Annotated in this window: 12 protein-coding genes; 11 read left to right on the top strand and 1 reads right to left on the bottom strand. The window is 74.5% G+C overall.

Annotated elements, in window-relative coordinates; all coding sequences use genetic code 11:
* Positions 1-2,275 (bottom strand): SLBB domain-containing protein (locus GVN67_RS22280; protein WP_235035421.1); only part of this gene is annotated, 2,275 nt, incomplete at its 3' end.
* Between the two features lie 265 nt (positions 2,276-2,540).
* Between GVN67_RS22280 and GVN67_RS22275 the strand changes: the two genes are divergently transcribed.
* From GVN67_RS22275 to GVN67_RS22225, 11 genes are all read left to right on the top strand, one after another.
* Positions 2,541-4,142, top strand: a complete 1,602-nt coding sequence (locus GVN67_RS22275) for a heparinase II/III-family protein (protein WP_235035420.1) — start codon at positions 2,541-2,543, stop codon at positions 4,140-4,142.
* Positions 4,121-4,954: a hypothetical protein gene (locus GVN67_RS30145; RefSeq protein WP_159999530.1), complete on the top strand. Its 834-nt coding sequence runs from the start codon at positions 4,121-4,123 to the stop codon at positions 4,952-4,954. The genes GVN67_RS22275 and GVN67_RS30145 overlap by 22 nt, the downstream gene beginning before the upstream one ends.
* A complete protein-coding gene (locus GVN67_RS30140; protein ID WP_159999529.1) occupies positions 4,951-6,207 on the top strand; it encodes an O-antigen ligase in 1,257 nt (418 codons plus the stop codon). Before GVN67_RS30145 ends, GVN67_RS30140 begins: the two co-directional genes overlap by 4 nt.
* Positions 6,200-6,844 (top strand): sugar transferase, encoded by a 645-nt coding sequence (locus GVN67_RS22260; protein WP_159999528.1) that lies wholly within the window; start codon positions 6,200-6,202, stop codon positions 6,842-6,844. The genes GVN67_RS30140 and GVN67_RS22260 overlap by 8 nt, the downstream gene beginning before the upstream one ends.
* Before the next feature lie 92 nt (positions 6,845-6,936).
* Positions 6,937-8,157 carry a DegT/DnrJ/EryC1/StrS family aminotransferase gene (locus GVN67_RS22255; protein ID WP_159999527.1) on the top strand — a complete coding sequence of 407 codons (1,221 nt, stop codon included), beginning with the start codon at positions 6,937-6,939 and terminating at the stop codon, positions 8,155-8,157.
* Positions 8,158-8,162: 5 nt separating this feature from the next.
* On the top strand, positions 8,163-9,434 hold the full coding sequence (locus GVN67_RS22250; RefSeq protein ID WP_159999526.1) for a glycosyltransferase family 4 protein: 1,272 nt from the start codon (positions 8,163-8,165) through the stop codon (positions 9,432-9,434).
* The gene (wecB, locus tag GVN67_RS22245) at positions 9,431-10,714 is read left to right on the top strand and encodes a non-hydrolyzing UDP-N-acetylglucosamine 2-epimerase (protein WP_159999525.1); all 1,284 of its coding nucleotides are present in this window, start codon (positions 9,431-9,433) and stop codon (positions 10,712-10,714) included. Before GVN67_RS22250 ends, wecB begins: the two co-directional genes overlap by 4 nt.
* On the top strand, positions 10,714-11,886 hold the full coding sequence (locus GVN67_RS22240; protein WP_159999524.1) for a glycosyltransferase: 1,173 nt from the start codon (positions 10,714-10,716) through the stop codon (positions 11,884-11,886). Before wecB ends, GVN67_RS22240 begins: the two co-directional genes overlap by 1 nt.
* Before the next feature lie 89 nt (positions 11,887-11,975).
* Positions 11,976-13,883 (top strand): nucleoside-diphosphate sugar epimerase/dehydratase, encoded by a 1,908-nt coding sequence (locus GVN67_RS22235; RefSeq protein ID WP_159999523.1) that lies wholly within the window; start codon positions 11,976-11,978, stop codon positions 13,881-13,883.
* A 4-nt stretch (positions 13,884-13,887) separates the two neighbouring features.
* Positions 13,888-15,354 carry a nucleotide sugar dehydrogenase gene (locus tag GVN67_RS22230; protein ID WP_304621469.1) on the top strand — a complete coding sequence of 489 codons (1,467 nt, stop codon included), beginning with the start codon at positions 13,888-13,890 and terminating at the stop codon, positions 15,352-15,354.
* Between the two features lie 51 nt (positions 15,355-15,405).
* Entirely contained in the window at positions 15,406-16,566 is a 1,161-nt protein-coding gene (locus tag GVN67_RS22225; RefSeq protein ID WP_159999522.1) for a DegT/DnrJ/EryC1/StrS aminotransferase family protein, read from the top strand.
* The last annotated feature ends 62 nt before the right edge of the window (positions 16,567-16,628 follow it).

Below are 16,628 nucleotides of genomic sequence, written 5' to 3'. Positions count from 1 at the left end.
TCCCTATGGTGCCGTCTTCACCCGGGACAGCGTCCGCCATCGCCTGGCCGGCCGCGACCTGGATCAGGCTTTGCTCCAGCTCCCGCGCGCTGCGGGAAAAGCCTTCCTGCTGGCGCTGGCGGACGCTGTCCCGGGTGAAGACGGCACCATAGGGATAGGCCTGGGGCGACAGCCCGCCGGCGCGCGCCACCAGCTCCGACAGCCGCTCGCCGCGGCGGATGTCGTAGATGCCGGGCCGCAGGAACTCGCCCACCAGCGTCACCGGCCCGCTGTCGCGGTCGCCGAAGCCGCGTGGCAGCCGCACCGCGTCGCGCGGCGACAGGCGGATGGCGGCGAAATTGCCGCTGCGCAGGTCCAGCAGCGTGCGCGACAGCGGGATGGCCCCGGCCTGCTCCAGCGGCTCCCGCGACAGCTCGACGGCCGACAGGTCCACCGTGTCGGTCAGCCCGCCGGCGGCGCCCAGCACCTGGTCCAGCCCGGTATCGTCCAGGATCGGATACAGCCCGGGCAGCCGCGCCTCGCCCGACAGCAGCACCGCCTGATCGAGCAGATAGGGCAGCAGCGCCGGGTAATCGACGAACAGCGCCGGGCAGGGCGGCGCGCCGAGATCCGGGAATCCGGCGCCCCGCACATGGGCGAAGCGCACCGGCGAGGACCGCGCGGCCACCGCCAGCGCCTGCAGCGCCGGGCATTCGGTCGCGGCTTCACCCCGCAGCGCCCGCTGCACCGGCGGACTGGCCAGCCAGAGGATATCGGCCTGGGAAATCAACAGAACCTCGTCGCCCGGCCGCAGCGGCAGGTCGGTCTGGCGCTGCAGCAGGCGGCCCAGGTCGAAGCCGATGAAGCGCCGCACCCGGGTCTGCGGATCGACCCGCCAGATGATCGCCAGCCGCAGATAGGGGTCGGGCTTCACCAGCAGCGGGTCGGCCAGCAGCCCGCGCAGCCCGGCGCTGCCGGCGGCCCGCAGCAGCGGCGCCGCCACGTGGCCTGCCAGCCGCACCTGGCCCGCCAGCACGTCGCTGCCCGGCTGCACCAGCACCGCGTCGCCGCGCCGCAGCCGCCCCTGCGGCCCAATCTCCGACAGGCTGCGCCGGCCCTGCGCATCCGTCCCCTGCAGCAGGAAGCGCTGGCCTGCCGGCCGCAGCGGCTGCCCGGCCAGGCGCAGCAATGTCGCCAGCGGCATCTGCTCGACGCCCGGCGGCATCTCGAAGATGCCCGGCCGCGTCACCTCGCCGGCGATGGCGAAGGCGGCGCCCAGCGGCGGCACCACGATCCGCTCGCCCTCGCGCAGCGCCAGGTCCGGCGTGCCGGATTCGCTGCCGATGACGCTGTACAGGTCGACGGTGCGCGGGCCCCGCGGCCCCTCGACGCGGATCGAGCGCAGCGTGCCGGTCTTCTTCACGCCGCCGGCCAGCGCCAGCGCATCCAGCACCGAGGCCAAAGCCGGCATGGGATAGAGGCCCGGCCGCAGCACCTCGCCGGCGATGAAGACGCCGATCTGCCGCAGCTGGCCCAGGCTGACAAAGGCCTCCGACCCGCCGAGCTCGCGCGCCACCCGCGATTCGACCTCGGCCCGCAGGTCGCCCAGCGGCCGTCCGGCGGCCGAGATCGGCGGCAGGTCGGGCAGCAGCAGCATGCCGTCGCGGCGGATGCGCAGCCCGTAATTCTGCTGGGTGCGGCCGCGGATGCTGACCAGCACCTCGTCGTCGCGGCCCAGGATATAGTCGTCCGGCACCTGCGCCATCGGCGGCTGCCCCGGCGGCGCCGCGCTGATCTCCTTGAAGGTGTCGTAGCCGAACTGGCGCAGCACCACGCCTTCGAGGCGCATGGCGAAATGCGCCTCCGCCTGGGACAGCGGCTCGCCGGCGGGGGTGGGCGCCGCCGGCATCGGGTAATGCGGCAGGCTGGGCGGAATGCCGCCGGGCAATCCCGCCGTCGAGGGCGGCGCCGAGGGCATCAGCGGCGCCGGCGCCCGGCCATTGCCGCTGGCCTCCAGGATCCGCTGCAGGATGTCCTGCTGCACCGAGGGCGGCAGGCTGGGCAGCGGCAGCCCCCCCGGCAGGGTCAGCGGCAGCGGCGGATTGCCCAGCATGGCGCCCCCGGGCGGTGCCGCGACCTGCGGCAGGGCCAGGGGTGGCGTGCTGGCGGCGGGCGGCGGCGCCGGCTGGGCGAAGGCCGAAGACACCTGGCCCAGCGCCAGCACCGCGGCCATCAGCAGCCGCGCCGGACGCACGGCGGCAGGGGGAACAGGATGGCGGGGCAGCGGCTTCGGCACGGGGGTCGCCCTTCGCAGGGGGAGTCGGTCAGAACGCTCGCGTAATCGTGATTATTGCTTTATCAAAACCTCAATGGCGATCCAAGCGCGCAATCTTCAACCAGGGCGAGCCTGGCTGTGGCTGCGAACCGGGCCCCAGCTCGGCGCGCTGCCGCTCGCCCGCTATGGCTGGCACCGGCTGCGCCTGGCTGCCGGCCTGCCCCAGCGCGCGCTCTCTTCTCCGCCGTCCGTCCCCGATACACCCTTGTTTCCGGAACGTTTTTCGGTGCAACCGGTGGCCATCGACCCGGCCGGCCAGGCCCGGCTGCGCGCGGCGCTGGCCGCCCTGCCCCCCGTCGCCACCCATGGAAATTTCGACGCGGCGGCGCCGTCGTTGGGCATGGACCTCTTCACCCCCGGCGATATCCGCCCCGTTTGGGAGGCGAATCGATTCGCCTGGGCTCCGCTGCTGGTCCAGGCGTCCCGCCTCTGGCCGTCGGAGGGCCACCAGGCCGCGCTCGAGTCGAATTGGGCGCGATGGAACGCCGCCAACCCGCCCTATCGCGGCCCGAACTGGGCCTGCGGGCAAGAGGCGGCGATCCGCCTCCTGCATCTGGGCCTGGCGCTGGTGCTGGCCGGGCAGCAGCCCTCCCCGGCGGCCCAGGCCTTCCTGCGCCTGCATGCCGCGCGCATCGCCGCCACCGCCCTCTATGCCCGCGCCCAGGACAACAACCACGCCATCAGCGAACCCGCCGGTCTTCTGGTGGCCGCCTGGTTCCTGGATGACGCCGCCGCCGCGGCGCGATCGGAAAGAAAACTGGCGGCGGCGGTGGCGCGGCTGGTGGCCCCCGATGGCGGCTTCGCCCCGGTCTCCACCGGCTATCACCGGCTGCTGCTCGACACGCTGACCGCGCTGGAGGCGATCCGCCGCCATCTCGGCCGCCCGGCCCTGGCGGCCCCCATCCCGGCGCGGATGGCGGCGGCCTCCATCTGGCTGGCGCGCGTCATGGCCCCCTCCGGCGCCCTGCCCCGCCTTGGTCACCAGGATGCTTCGGCCGTGGCCGACCTGGGCGCGCATGGCCCGGCCGATGCGCGCGGCAGCGTCGAGCGGGCGCTGCGCCTTTTCGCCGGCTTCTCCACCGGCACGCCGGACCCTGGCTGCGACTGGCTCGGCCTCGGCCCGGCGCCTGCCCTGCCCCGCCCCGCCGCCTGGACCGCCGCCGGCAGCCGCGGCTGGGAGGTCGCCGGCGCCCGCGCCCTGCTGCGCGCCGGTCCCTTGCGCTTCCGCCCCGGCCAGGCCGACCTGCTGCATCTGGAGCTCTGGGACGGCGACCGCCCGCTGCTGACCGATGGCGGCACCGGTGCCTACAACCCGCCGCAGGGCTCGCGCTGGTGGCTGGACTATTTCCCCAGCCAGGCCGCGCACAACGCCATCCAGTTCGACGCGCAGGAGCCGATGCCGCGGCTCGGCCGTTTTCTGTTCGGTGCCTGGCCACGGGTCGCCCCCCTGCCGCAGGGGGCCATGGCCACCGACCGCTTCGGCCGCACCCATCGCCGGCAGATCCGCGTCGAGGGCCGCCACTGGCTGGTCACCGACCTGGTGGAAGGAACATTCGAGCGCGCCGTGCTGCGCTGGCGGCTCGGCCCTGGCGAATGGGAAATGCGGCCCGATGGCGTCGCCGGCCCGGCCCGGCTGCGCATTTCCGCCGACGCGCCGCTGACCTTGCGGCTGGAACGCGGCTGGCACAGCCCGGCCTATGGCCAGGTGCTGCCCTGCCGCGTGCTGGCCGCCGAGGCCGAGGCGCCGCTGCGCTGCCTGGTCACCCGCATCCTGCTGCCGCCCTTCGACGATGCGACGGAGGGCCCATGCCGCTCGACCAGCTGCTGAGGGGCGTCTGGCGGCTGCGCCAGCTGGTGGTGCTGGCAGCCCTCCTGCTGCTGGCCGCCGGCACCACGCTGATCCTGGCTTGGCCGCGCGCCTATGTCGCCCAGGCCGTGGTGGCGCCGGCCGAGACCACCGGCCTCGCCGCCTCCAGCATGATTTCTGCGAACACCCTGGCGCCGGGCTCGCTGCTGGACACGCGGCCGGGCGGCAATTTCGCCGTCTATCTGGCGGCGCTGCGCAGCCCGGAGGCCACGGCGATGCTGCTGCGCGATACGTCTCTGCTCGAGGCGCTGGCCGTCGCCCGCGCCGAAAGCCCGATGGCGCCGCTGCGCGCGCTGCTCGGCGTGGAGCGCGCGCTCGACGGCGACGACGCCCAGCGCTGGCTGGAACGCAACCTGGCCGTCACCCAGTCGCTGGCCTCGGTGACCTGGACGCTGGAGCTCGCCCATCCGTCGCGCGACACCGCCCTCGAAATCCTCGAGCGGCTGCACCGTTTCGCCGAATCCCGGGTGCGCGAGGACCTCGCCCTGCTGACCCGCCGCCGCATCATCGCCCTCGAAGGCCGCCTCGCCACCGAGCGCGACCTCTATCTCCGCACGCCGCTGTTCGAGCTGCTGGCCCAGCACCAGCGCGCCGCTTTGGTGGTGGCGGCGGAATCGACGCTGGCCTCGCGCCTGGTCTCCGGCCCCAGCGTCGAGCTGCGGCCCTCGGTGCCGAACCGGCCGCTGCTGCTGCTGCTGCTGGGGCTCGCCGCGCCGATGGCCTGCCTGTTCATGGCCGCCTGCTGGGTGCTGCTGCGCGGGCCGGAGAGGTGACGCGGGTTGATACCGCCAGCCTGGCCTCGCTGGTCGGCGCCAGCGCCGCGGCGCTGCATTTCGCCGGCGCCTTGAAATCGACGCCGGCGGGGGCGCGGCTGCCGCTGGACCTGACGCTCCTGGCCGGCATGGCCACCCTGCCGCTGCTGGCGCTGCTGCTGCTGACCCGGCGCTGGCGGCTGCACCCGCTGGTCGGGCCGCCGCTGGCCGCCAGCTCTCTCCTCTGGCTCTGGCTGGTGGTGGCCGGGTCCTGGAGCGCCAGCCACACCGTGCTGCCGGCCAAGCTCGCCGACCTGCTGCTGCTGGGGCCGCCGATGCTGCTGGCGGGGCTGGCCATCGGCGCCGACGCCGCCGCCCGCCGCGCTTTCGCGGCCGCCACGCTGGCCATCGGCCCGCTGGTGGCGGCCAGCATTGCCTGGGGCCTGGCGCAGGGCCAGGTGGTGCTGGGCGGCCCGGCCGAGGGCATGTCGCAGCCCGACCTGCTGCGCGTGCAGTACCAGCTGGCCGGCCAGGCCATCGCCTGCGCGGCGGGGCTGGGCGCCGTGCGGCTGATCGAGTCGCGCCAGCTTTGGGGCCGGGTGTTCTGGGCGGGTTATGTCGTCGCCATGGCGGTCGCCGCCCTGCTGCCGGGCGGGCGGCTCGGGCTGATCGCGCTGGTCGCCGCCGTGCTGCTGGTGCCGGCCTTGCGCTGCTGGTCGGCCGGGCGGCCGCGCGCGGCGCTGGGCTGGCTGGCGCTGGCGACGCTGGCCGCGGTGGCGGCGGTGGTCCTGCTGCTGCTGCGCATCGCCGAGACCGAAGGGCTGCGCACCCTGGAACGCTTCACCTCCTCGGGCATCGAGGCCTCGGCGCGGCCGGCGCTGTGGCGCGCCGCCCTGGCCTGGGCCGGGGAGACGCTGCCCTGGGGCCTGGGCACCGGCGGCTTCACCATCGCCGCCGGCCATGGCGAGCGCCGCGGCCTCTACCCGCACAACCACGCGCTGGAGGCGCTGGCCGAGGGCGGGCTGCCCGGGCTGGTGCTGTGGCTGGCCAGCTTCGGCGGCGGCGTGCTGCTGCTGCTGCTGCGCGCCCGCCATGCGGCGCCGGGGCGCGTCGCGCGGATCGCGGCGCTGGTGCTGCCGGTGGCGCTGGCGGCGCTGGTCTCGACGGATCTCGGCAACCGGATGGTGTGGTTCGCGCTCGGCCTGGCGCTGTCGGTCGGCGTCGTCGCCCGGGTCGAGTCGGCGCGCCGCAGCCCCGAGTCGCCGCATGGATAGGCGCCGCTACGAACGTTTCCTCAAGCGTCCGCTCGATATCCTGCTGGCCACGTCGCTGCTGGTGATGCTGGCGCCGCTGCTGCTGGCGGTGGCGATCGCCGTGCGGGTCGCGCTGGGCCGGCCGGTGCTGTTTCGCCAGCTCCGCGCCGGGCGCTATGGCGCGCCGTTCGCGGTGCTAAAATTCCGCTCGATGGCCGAGGGGCCGGGAGACGACTCGCTTCGACTCGGGCGTTTCGGGCGCTTCCTGCGCGCCACCGCCCTGGACGAGCTGCTGCAGCTGGGGAACGTGCTGCGCGGCGAGATGAGCCTGGTCGGGCCACGGCCGCTGCCGCTGGCCTATCTGCCGCATTACGACCGCCGGCAGCGCTCGCGGCTGGCGGTGCGGCCGGGACTCGCGGGTTCCGCCCAGGCCGCCGGGCGCAACGCCCTGCCCTGGCGCGACCGGCTTGAATGCGATGCAACCTATGCGCAACACGTCTCCGCCAGCGGTGATTTTCGTGCCGCGCTAGGAACGTTGCGTATCCTTTTGATCGGGCACGGAGTCACCGCGCCGGGCCACGCGACGATGCCGCGTTTCGACTCGGCTCCCGTGCAAGTGCCTGAACCGATTGAGGAAGATTTAAACACTCCTGGTTGATTTGCTGCTTGCAAACTCACCCGGAAGGCTGCTTGCCTTGGGGTGCGCTCACAAAAACGTGAGCGGTCTGCGAGCAAGGGCGAGCATCGACCATGGCAGCAATCCAGAACGGAGCGGGCGACATGGCGGGGGCGGTGGCAGGGGGCATCCTGCGCTTCCCGGACCGCCCCCGGATGGCGCCGATGCCGCGGCCGCGCCTGCATCTGTCGCCCCCCAGCCTGGTCGGCGGCGAGCTGGCGACGCTGAGCCGCACCCTGACCTCCGGCTGGATCGCCCCGGCTGGCCCGGTGCCCGAGGCCTTCGAGACGGCGCTGTGCGACGCCACCGGCTTCGCCCATGCCGCCGCCGTCGCCTCCGGCACCGCGGCGCTGCACCTGGCCTACCGGGTGCTGGGCGTCGAGCGCGGCGACGAGGTCTGGACCCAGAGCCTGACCTTCGTCGCCACCATCGCCCCGGCGGTGCAGATGGGGGCAAGGCCGCGCTTCCTCGACGTCGCGCCGGAAAGCTGGACGCTGGACCCGGAGGTGCTGGAGACCCAGCTGCGGCTGGCCGCGCGGCGCGGAAAGCTGCCGCGGGCGGTGGTGCCGGTGGATCTCTACGGCCAGCCGGCGGATCTCGACGTCATCCTGGCGATCTGCGGCCGCTGGGGCGTGCCGGTGCTGTGCGACAGCGCCGAGGCGCTGGGCGCGCATTACCGCGGCCGCCCCGTCGGCAAGGGCGCGGCGATGGCCGCCTTCTCCTTCAACGGCAACAAGATCATCACCGCCGGCGGCGGTGGCGCGCTGTGCTCGGACGACCCGGCGCTGATCGCCCGCGCCCGGCACCTGGCGACCCAGGCCAAGGAGGCGGCGCCGCATTACCAGCACGAGACCACCGGCTATTCCTATGGCCTGTCCTCGGTGCTGGCCTCGGTGGGGCTGGCCCAGATCGGCGCGCTGCGCGCCCGCGTCGCCGCCCGCCGCCTGGTCTTCGCCCGCTATGCCGAGGCGCTGTCCGACCTGCCCGGGCTGACGCTGATGCCCGAGCCCGGCTGGGCCCAGGCCTCGCGCTGGCTGACCGTGCTGCAGCTCGACCCCGCCCGCTTCGGCGCGACGCCGGAGGAGCTGCGGCGCGAGCTGGAGGCGGCCAATATCGAAAGCCGCCCGGTCTGGAAGCCGCTGCACATGCAGCCCGCCTTCCGCGGCGCCCGCTGCCACGGCCCGGGCCAGGCGCTGCGCCTGTTCGAGCGGGGCCTGTGCCTGCCGAGCGGCGCCATGAGCAGCGCCGACCAGGACCGCGTCATCGAGATCATCCGCGCCGGCTTCAGGGGGTAAGGACCATGCGCATCCTCTACCTGCACCAGCATTATTCCGGCCCCCAGGGCGCCACCGCCACCCGCAGCCACGCCATGGCGACGGCGCTGACGCGCCAGGGGCACCATGTCACCATCCTCTGCGGCCGCTACCAGGGCGCGGTGACCGGGCTGATCGGCGGCTATCACAAGGGCCGGCGCGAAGGCCTGCTGCGCGGGCTGCGGCTGATCGAGCTCGATATTTCCTATGACAACGCCATGGGGGTCGCCGCCCGGACCGCCGCCTTCGCCCGCTATGCGGCCCAGGCCTCGCGGCTGGCGCTGTCGCAGCGCTGGGACCTGGTCATCGCCAGCTCGACGCCGCTGACCGTGGCCATCCCGGCGCTGCTGGCCCAGAGGCTGCGCGGCACGCCCTTCCTGTTCGAGATCCGCGACCCCTGGCCGGAGCTGCCGGCGGCGCTGGGCGGGCTGCCCGGCCCGGTGCTGGCGGGGATGGGCCGGCTGGCCGATGCCGCCTGCCGCCGCGCCAGCGCCGTCATCGCCCTGTCCGAGGGCATGGCGCAGACCGCGCTGGACCGCGGCGCCGGGCCGGGCCGCGTGCATGTGGTGCCGAATGGCTGCGACCTGGAGCTGTTCGGCCCGCATGTCGCCCCCTGGCGCCCGGCCGAGGCCGCGCCCTGGGAGGCGCTGGCGGTCTATGCCGGGGCGCATGGAAGGGCCAATGGCCTGGACCAGCTGCTGGACGCCGCCGCCCTGCTGCAGGCCCGCGACGAGCGCCGGCTGCGGCTGCTGCTGGTGGGCGAAGGCGCCGAGAAGCCGCGGCTGATGGCGCGGGCCGGCGAGATGGGGCTGGCCAATGTCAGCTTCCTCGACCCGATGCCGAAGCGGCAATTGGCCGCCCTGCTGGCCGGCTGCCAGATGGGGGTGCAATGCCTGGCGCCGGTCCCGGAATTCGCCGAATGGACCGCCCCCAACAAGCTGATGGACTACCTGGCAGCCGGGCTGCCGGTGGTCTCGACCCTCTCCGGCCGGGCAGGACGCCTGCTCGCCGAGGGCCCCTGCGGCATCGCTCCCCCCCCGGGCGATGCCGCGGCGGGGGCCGGGGACATGGCCCATTCCCTGGCGGAATCGCTGGCCTGGCTGGCCGGCCACCCGGCGCAGCGCGCCGCCATGGGCCGCGCCGCCCGCGACCAGGCGGTGCGCCGCTGGGACCGAAGGCTGCAGGCCGCCCGCTTCGCCGAGATCGTGCGGCTGACCGCCGCGCGCCCCGCCACCGAAACCGCGCTGGTGCCGGCATGACCCCGCCCGATGGCTACCGTTCCGAATTCCCGCTGCCTGGCATTCCCCCCCAGGTGCTGCTGCCCGGCCTGCTGCGGGACGAGGAAGACCGCCCCGACCGCGCCGCCCTGCCGCTGCCGGAGGTGCATCTGGTCGCCGCCGCCCGGCCCAACCTGCCGAAGCTGGCGGCGCTGTGGCACGCCCTGGCAGCGCACCAGGCCAGCGGCCGCCCGGCCTTCTGCCGCCCGGTGCTGCTGCATACCGGCCAGCATGCCGACCACGCCATGTTCGGCCGGCACCTGGCCGAATTGAACCTGCCGCCGCCGCAGATCGCGCTGGGTGTCGCCGGCGGCGGCGGCCATGCCGGCACCACCGCCCGCACGCTGCTGGCCTGCGCCGAGAGCTGGGCCCGGCGCCGGCCGGGGCTGGTGGTCGTCGCCGGCGACGTCGACGCGACGCTGGCCGCCGCGCTGGCCGCGCGGAAGCTCGGCATCCCCGTCGCGCATCTGGAGGCCGGGCTGCGCTGCGGCGACCGCGACATGCCGGAGGAGATCAACCGCCGCGCGGTGGATGCCATCAGCGACCTGCTCTGGGCGCCGGACCAGGCGACGGCCGACCGGCTGCTGCGCCAGGGCCACCCGTCCCGCGCCGCGCGCGCCGTCGGCAACGCCATGATCGACACGCTGCTGGACCGGCTGCCCGCCGCCCGGGCGCGGCCCCTGCCGGAGGGGCTGCTGCCGCGCGCCTATGGCGTCGTCACCCTGCACCGCCCGGCCAATGTCGACGACCCGGCGGCGCTGGCCCCGATCCTGTCGGCGCTGAAGCGCGCCGCCGCGCAGATCCCGCTGGTCTGGCCGCTGCATCCGCGCACCGCCGCGCGGCTGCAGGCGACCGGCTTGCGCATCCCGCCCGGCATCCGCCTGCTGCCGCCGCTGGGCTATCTGGATTTCCTCGGGCTGATGGCCCGCGCCCGGCTGGTCGCCACCGACAGCGGTGGCGTGCAGGAGGAAGCCAGCCTGCTCGACCTGCCCTGCCTGACGCTGCGCCCCTCCACCGAGCGGCCGGTCACGCTGGAATCCGGCAGCAACCGGCTGATCCCGCCCGCCACCCTGCCGGAATCCCTGACCGAGGCGGTGGCGGAAATCCTCGACGGCGCCTGGCCGCCGGCCCGGCCGATCCCGCTCTGGGACGGCCGTGCCGGGCCGCGCATGGTCGCGCATCTGGCGGAGTTTCTGTCGGGCGCCGCGCTGGATGGCGTGGCCGTCCGCAAGCCGCAGCGCCGCCGGCGGAGCGCCGCGTGATGCCGGCCGGCCCCATCGCCTTCCCGCCGCGGCTGCGGCAGCCGGCGCTGCTGGCGCCGCCGCCGCTGGTCTGCCTGCTGTCGGCAGCCCATCCGCCGACCGACCTGCGGGTGGTCGGCAAGGAGGGCGCGGCGCTGGCGGCGGCGGGCTGGCGGGTGGTGCATCTCTGCCCCGGCTCGGCGGCGCCCGAGCAGCATGCCGGCGTCGCCATCCGCCCCTATCGCCGCCGCGCCGGCTGGCGCGGCCGGCTGCTGGGGATTTCTGCTCTCGCCCGTCGGGCCCGCGAATCCGGCGCCGCCGTGCTGCATGCCAACGAGCCGGATGCCTGGGCGGCCGCACTGTGGGCGGCGCGCGGCGGAAGGGCGCGGGTGGTGCTGGATGTGCATGAGCACTACCCCTCGCGGCTGGACAACCGGCTGCCGGCGCTGCTGCGGCCGCTGGCGCGGCTGGCCCTGCGGCTGGCCTGCCGCGCCATGGCGCGGCGGGCCGATGCCGTGGTGCTGGCGAAGGACGGGCTGGCGGAGGACTATGCCGGCGCGCCGCGCTGCGTCCCCGTGCGCAACTATGCCGCCGGCGCCGCCGTCGCGCCGCGCCGCCATGCCGAGGGGCCGCTGACCCTGCTGCATCTGGGCGCGCTGGGGCGGGAACGCGGCGCCTTCACCATGCTGGCCGCCCTGGCGCTGTGCCCGCCGGGCACGCGGCTGAAACTGGTCGGCCGCTTCACGGATGGGTCCGAGCCGGCCTTCCGGGCGGAGGCAGACCGGCTCGGGCTCGCGGACAGAATAGAGATCCGCGGCTGGCTGCCGCATGCGCTGGCGCTGGACGAGGCTGCCACCGCCGATATCGGCCTGGTGCTGTTCCAGCCGGGGGTGGAAAATCACCGCCTGGCGCTGCCGCACAAGCTGTTCGACTGCATGCTGGCCGGGCTGCCGGTGATCGCGCCGGCCTTCGCCACCGAGGTCGCCGGCATCGTCAACGGCGCCGGCAACGGGCTGCTGGTCGACAGCGCCGACCCGGCCGCCATCGCCGCCGCGGTGGCCGAGCTCGCCTCGCCGGCGCGCCGCAGCCTGCTGGCCGGGCGCGGGCGGGAAGCGGCGCTGGGCCGCTTCGGCTGGGCCGCCGAGGCCGAGCGGCTGGTCGCGCTGTACCGCCAGCTGGCACCGATCCGGTGACCCGGGGCGCGCTGCATGGCAGTGGCTTGATGCCGCGGAATGGCGGCAAAGCTTCACCCTCGCCTGCTGCGCGCCTATACGCGGCCTTCATGGCCCTCACCCGCATCCTGTTGAACATCGGCCTGGACGCGCTGCTCGCCGCCCTGGCCCTGCCGATCGCCGTCTGGCTTGCCGCCCCCGGCGCCTGGCCGCCGCCGCTCTGGTGGGCAGCCGCCCTGCCCGGGGCGGTCGCCGCCCTGCTGCTGGCCGGGCTGCCGGTGCGGCTGCCGCAGCAATATTGGCGCTTCGCCGCGCTGCGCGACCTGATGGGGGTGCTGGGCGCCGGCATCGGCGCGGCGCTGCTGTTCGGGCTGGGGCTGCTGCTGCTCGGCGCCTGGATGCCGCCCAACCCGGCCTTCCCGCTGATCCATGCCGGGACCCTGGCCGCCGCCCTGCTGGCGCCGCGCATCATCGGCCGGCTGAAGCAGGCGCACCGGGTGGGCTCGGCCAGCGAGGCGCCGGCCCAGCCGGTGCTGCTGGTCGGCACCGGGGATGCGGCCGACCTGTTCATCCGGGCGCTGCTGCAGCAGCGGGCGCCGGGCTATCGCGTCACCGGCATCCTGGCCCGCCGCCCGCGCGCCGCCGGCCGCCGCATCCATGGCTACCCGATCCTGGGCGGCTTCGAGGAAGCGGCCGAGGTGCTGGACCGGCTGCGCGCCGAGCGCCGGCTGCCGGCCGCGCTCGTCCTGGCCGACCCCGACCTGCAGGGGCCGGAGCTGGAAGAGATGCTGGATGTGGCCGACCGGCATGGGGTGATGGTGAAGCGGGCGCCGCGGCTGACCGCGCTGGACCCGGCGCCGCGCAGCAAGGCGACCCGCCGCTTCGACCTGCGCCCCGTCGCCATCGAGGAGCTGCTGGACCGCCCGCAGGTGCCGCTGGACCGCGAGGGCATGGCCCGGCTGGTGCAGGGCCGCCGCGTGCTGGTGACCGGCGCCGGCGGCACCATCGGCGGCGAGCTGGCGCGGCAGGTGGCGGCGCTGGGCCCGTCCCACCTGACGCTGCTCGACCACGGCGAATTTGCTCTCTACGGCATCGACCTGGAGCTGGCCGAGACGCATCCGGGGGTGCCGCGGCGGGCCATGCTGGCCGATGTGCGCGACGCCGCCCGCATCGCGCGGCTGATGGCCGAGGTGCGGCCCGAGCTGGTCTTCCACGCCGCCGCGCTGAAGCATGTGCCCATGGTCGAGAACGACCCGCTGGAGGGGCTGCAGACCAATGCGCTGGGCACCCGCATCATCGCGGATGCCGCCCGCGCCGTCGGCTGCCGCGCCATGGTCTTCATCAGCACGGACAAGGCGGTGAACCCGACCAGCGTCATGGGCGCCTCGAAGCGGCTGGCGGAAATGTACTGCCAGGCGCTGGACAAGCAGGCGCGGCATGGGGCGGCCGGCGGCATGCGCTGCGTCACCGTGCGCTTCGGCAATGTGCTGGGCTCGACCGGCTCGGTGGTGCCGCTGTTCCGCCGCCAGCTGGAGCGCGGCGGTCCGCTGACCGTCACCCATCCCGACATGCGCCGCTATTTCATGACGGTGCGCGAGGCGGTGGGGCTGGTGCTGCAGGCCAGCGTCATCGGCGCCGAGGACCGGCAGGACCAGCCGCCGGAGCTGGCCGATGGCGGCATCTTCGTGCTCGACATGGGCAAGGCCGTGAAGATCGTCGACATGGCCCGCCGCATGATCCGCCTGGCCGGCCTGCGCCCCGACGAGGATATCGAGATCCGCTTCACCGGCCTCCGCCCCGGCGAGAAGCTGTTCGAGGAGCTGTTCCACGGGCAGGAGCCGCCGCGGCCGACGCAGTTCGCGGGGCTGCTGGTGGCGACGCCGCGGACCACCGATGCCGACCAGGTCGGCCAGGCGATCGACGCGATCGCCGCCGATGCCCGTGCCGGGGCGGCTGCTCCGGCGCTGGCGCAGCTCGCCCGTCTCGTGCCGGAATTCGACCACAACCCTGGGGGGTAGCCGCGTGCCACAGGCCCTGACCGCTTCCGGGGGCACCGCCGCCCCCTGGATCGCCGCCACCGGATTTCCCGCGCTGCTGGAAGCGCCCGGGAGTCCCACGGATGTCAGGGCCTGGCTGTTGCGGCGCATCGCCGCGCGCGAGGCGCGGATCGGGGTGATCGGCCTGGGCTATGCCGGCCTGCCTTTGGCGCTGCGCTTCGCCGAGGCCGGCTTCCCGGTCACCGGCTTCGACATCGACCCGCAGAAGATCGCCGCGATCGAGGCCGGGCTGAGCCCGATCCACGGCATCGACCATGCCCGGGTCGCGGGCGCCCGCATCACCCCGCACCAGCACCTGTCCGCCGCCGCCGCCGATTGCGACGTGCTGGTGATCTGCGTCCCCACCCCGGTCGGGCCGCACAAGGAACCCGACCTGGGCCCGGTGCGGGACACGGTGGCGGCGCTGGCCCCGCATCTGCGGCGCGGCCAGGTGGTGGCGCTGGAAAGCACCACCTATCCCGGCACCACCGAGGAGTTTTTGCTGCCCGCGCTGCTGGGCGCCGGGCTGCAGCCGGGGCGGGATGCCTTCCTCCTCTACAGCCCCGAACGGGAAGACCCCGGCAACCCCGAGGGCACCGTGGGCTGCGTGCCGAAGCTGCTGGCCGGGGCGACGCCGGAATGCCTCGAGGTGGGGATGGCGCTCTACGGCCCGGTCGCCGGCGGGGTGGTGCCGCTGTCGTCGCTGCGGGCGGCGGAGCTGGCCAAGCTCTACGAGAACGTCTTCCGGGCGGTGAATATCGGGCTGGTCAACGAGCTGAAGCGGATCAGCCACGCGCTGGGCCTGGACGTGCAGGAGGTGATCGACGCTGCCGCCACCAAGCCCTTCGGCTTCATGGCCTTCCGCCCCGGGCCGGGGCTCGGCGGCCACTGCATCCCGGTCGATCCCTATTACCTGGCCTGGAAAGCGCGGGAGCTCGGCGTGCCGAGCGATTTCGTCGAGCTGGCGGGACGGGTGAACGACGCCATGCCGGCCTATGTGGTGGGGCGGCTGCGCGACGCGCTGGATGCGCGCGGCAAGGCGCTGCGGGGCGCGCGGATCCTGCTGATCGGCCTGGCCTACAAGCCCGGGGTGCCGGACACCCGCGAAAGCCCGGCGCTGGAAATTTTCTCCCTGCTGGCGGAGCGGGGCGCCGAGATCGCGTATCACGACCCGCTGGTCGCCCAGTTCCCGGCGACGCGGCGGCTGGGGCGGGCGCCGGGGCTGGCCAGCGTCGCGCTGACGCCAGAGCGGCTGGCGGCGCAGGATGCGGTGGTCATCGTCACGCCGCAGCCGGGGGTGGATTTCACCGCGCTCAGGCGGCATGCGCGGCTGATCATCGACACCCGCGGCGTGTACCGGGATGCCGCGGTCAGCCCAACGTTGCCCTTTGAAACGCGCGGTGATTTCCCTCTGCAGGGCGAACGGGCCTATCACGCCGTCATCCAGGCCTGAGCGCCGGTCCTCGGGCCGGCCGGGCCGGCCCGACGCACGGAGCTGATCCTGATGACCGCCGAGACCACCACGCGCCCGATTTCGCTGTTCGACATGAAGGCGCAGCAGGCGCTGATCCGTCCGGAGATCGACCGCCGCATCGCCGCCATCCTGGACAGCGGCGCCTTCATCAACGGCCCCGATGTGCGCGAGGTAGAGGCGAAGCTGGCCGAGTTCGCCGGCGTCGCGCATGCCGTCGGCGTCTCCTCCGGCACCGACGCGCTGCAGATCGCCATGATGGCCGAGGGCATCGGCGCCGGCGACGCGGTGTTCCTGCCGGCCTTCACCTATACCGCCACCGCCGAGGTGCCGCTGGTGCTGGGCGCCACCCCGGTCTTCGTCGATGTCGAGGAGGACGGGTTCAACATCGACCTGGCCGATCTCGAGAACCGCATCGCCCTGGTGAAGGCCGAGGGCCGGCTGCGGCCGCGCGCCGTGGTCGGCGTCGACCTGTTCGGGCGTCCGGCCGACTGGCCGAAGCTGCAGGAGATCTGCGCGCGGGAGGGGATGTTCGCCCTCGACGACGCGGCGCAGGCCTTTGGCGGCGCGCTGCATGGCAAGCGGCTGGGCGGCTGGGCGGATGCGACGGCGCTCAGCTTCTATCCGACCAAGACGCTGGGCTGCTACGGCGATGGCGGCGCGCTGCTGACCAACGACCCGGCGCGGGCCGAGCTGTACCGGATGCTGCGCACGCATGGCGAGGGCAAGACCCGCTACGAGGTCGAGCGCACCGGCATGAACGGGCGGTTGGACAGCATCCAGGCCGCGGTGCTGCTGTGCAAGCTGCCGCTGCTGGAGCAGGAGCTGGCCGACCGCGCCCGGGTCGCCGCGCATTACAGCCGCCGCCTGGCCGGCCGTGTCGTGGTGCCCACCGAGATGGCGGGGGCGCAGTCGGCCTGGGGCCTGTATTCGGTGCTGCTGCCCGATGCCGCGACGCGCGCCACGGTGCAGGCGGCGATGCAGGCGCAGGGCGTGCCCAGCGCGATCTATTATCCGAAGCCGCTGCATCACCAGCCGGCCTATGCGGCGGCGCATCGCGAGGGTCTGCGCCAGGGTCCGCCGCTGCCGGTCAGCGAGCAGGTCAGCCAGCGCATCCTGGCCCTGCCGATGCACCCCTATCTGGACGAGGCGCAGCTGGATCGCGTCTGCGACGCCTTGTTGTCTGCTGTCTGACGGCGGGGTCCGGGGGGATACTATCCCCCCGGCGGGGGTTTGGGGGCGGAGCCCCCATGCTT

The organism is Roseomonas sp. 18066 (assembly GCF_902706185.1).
GTDB lineage: Bacteria > Pseudomonadota > Alphaproteobacteria > Acetobacterales > Acetobacteraceae > Pseudoroseomonas.
Note: the sequence above shows the minus strand (reverse complement) of the source record. Positions and strands in the feature narration are given on the sequence as shown.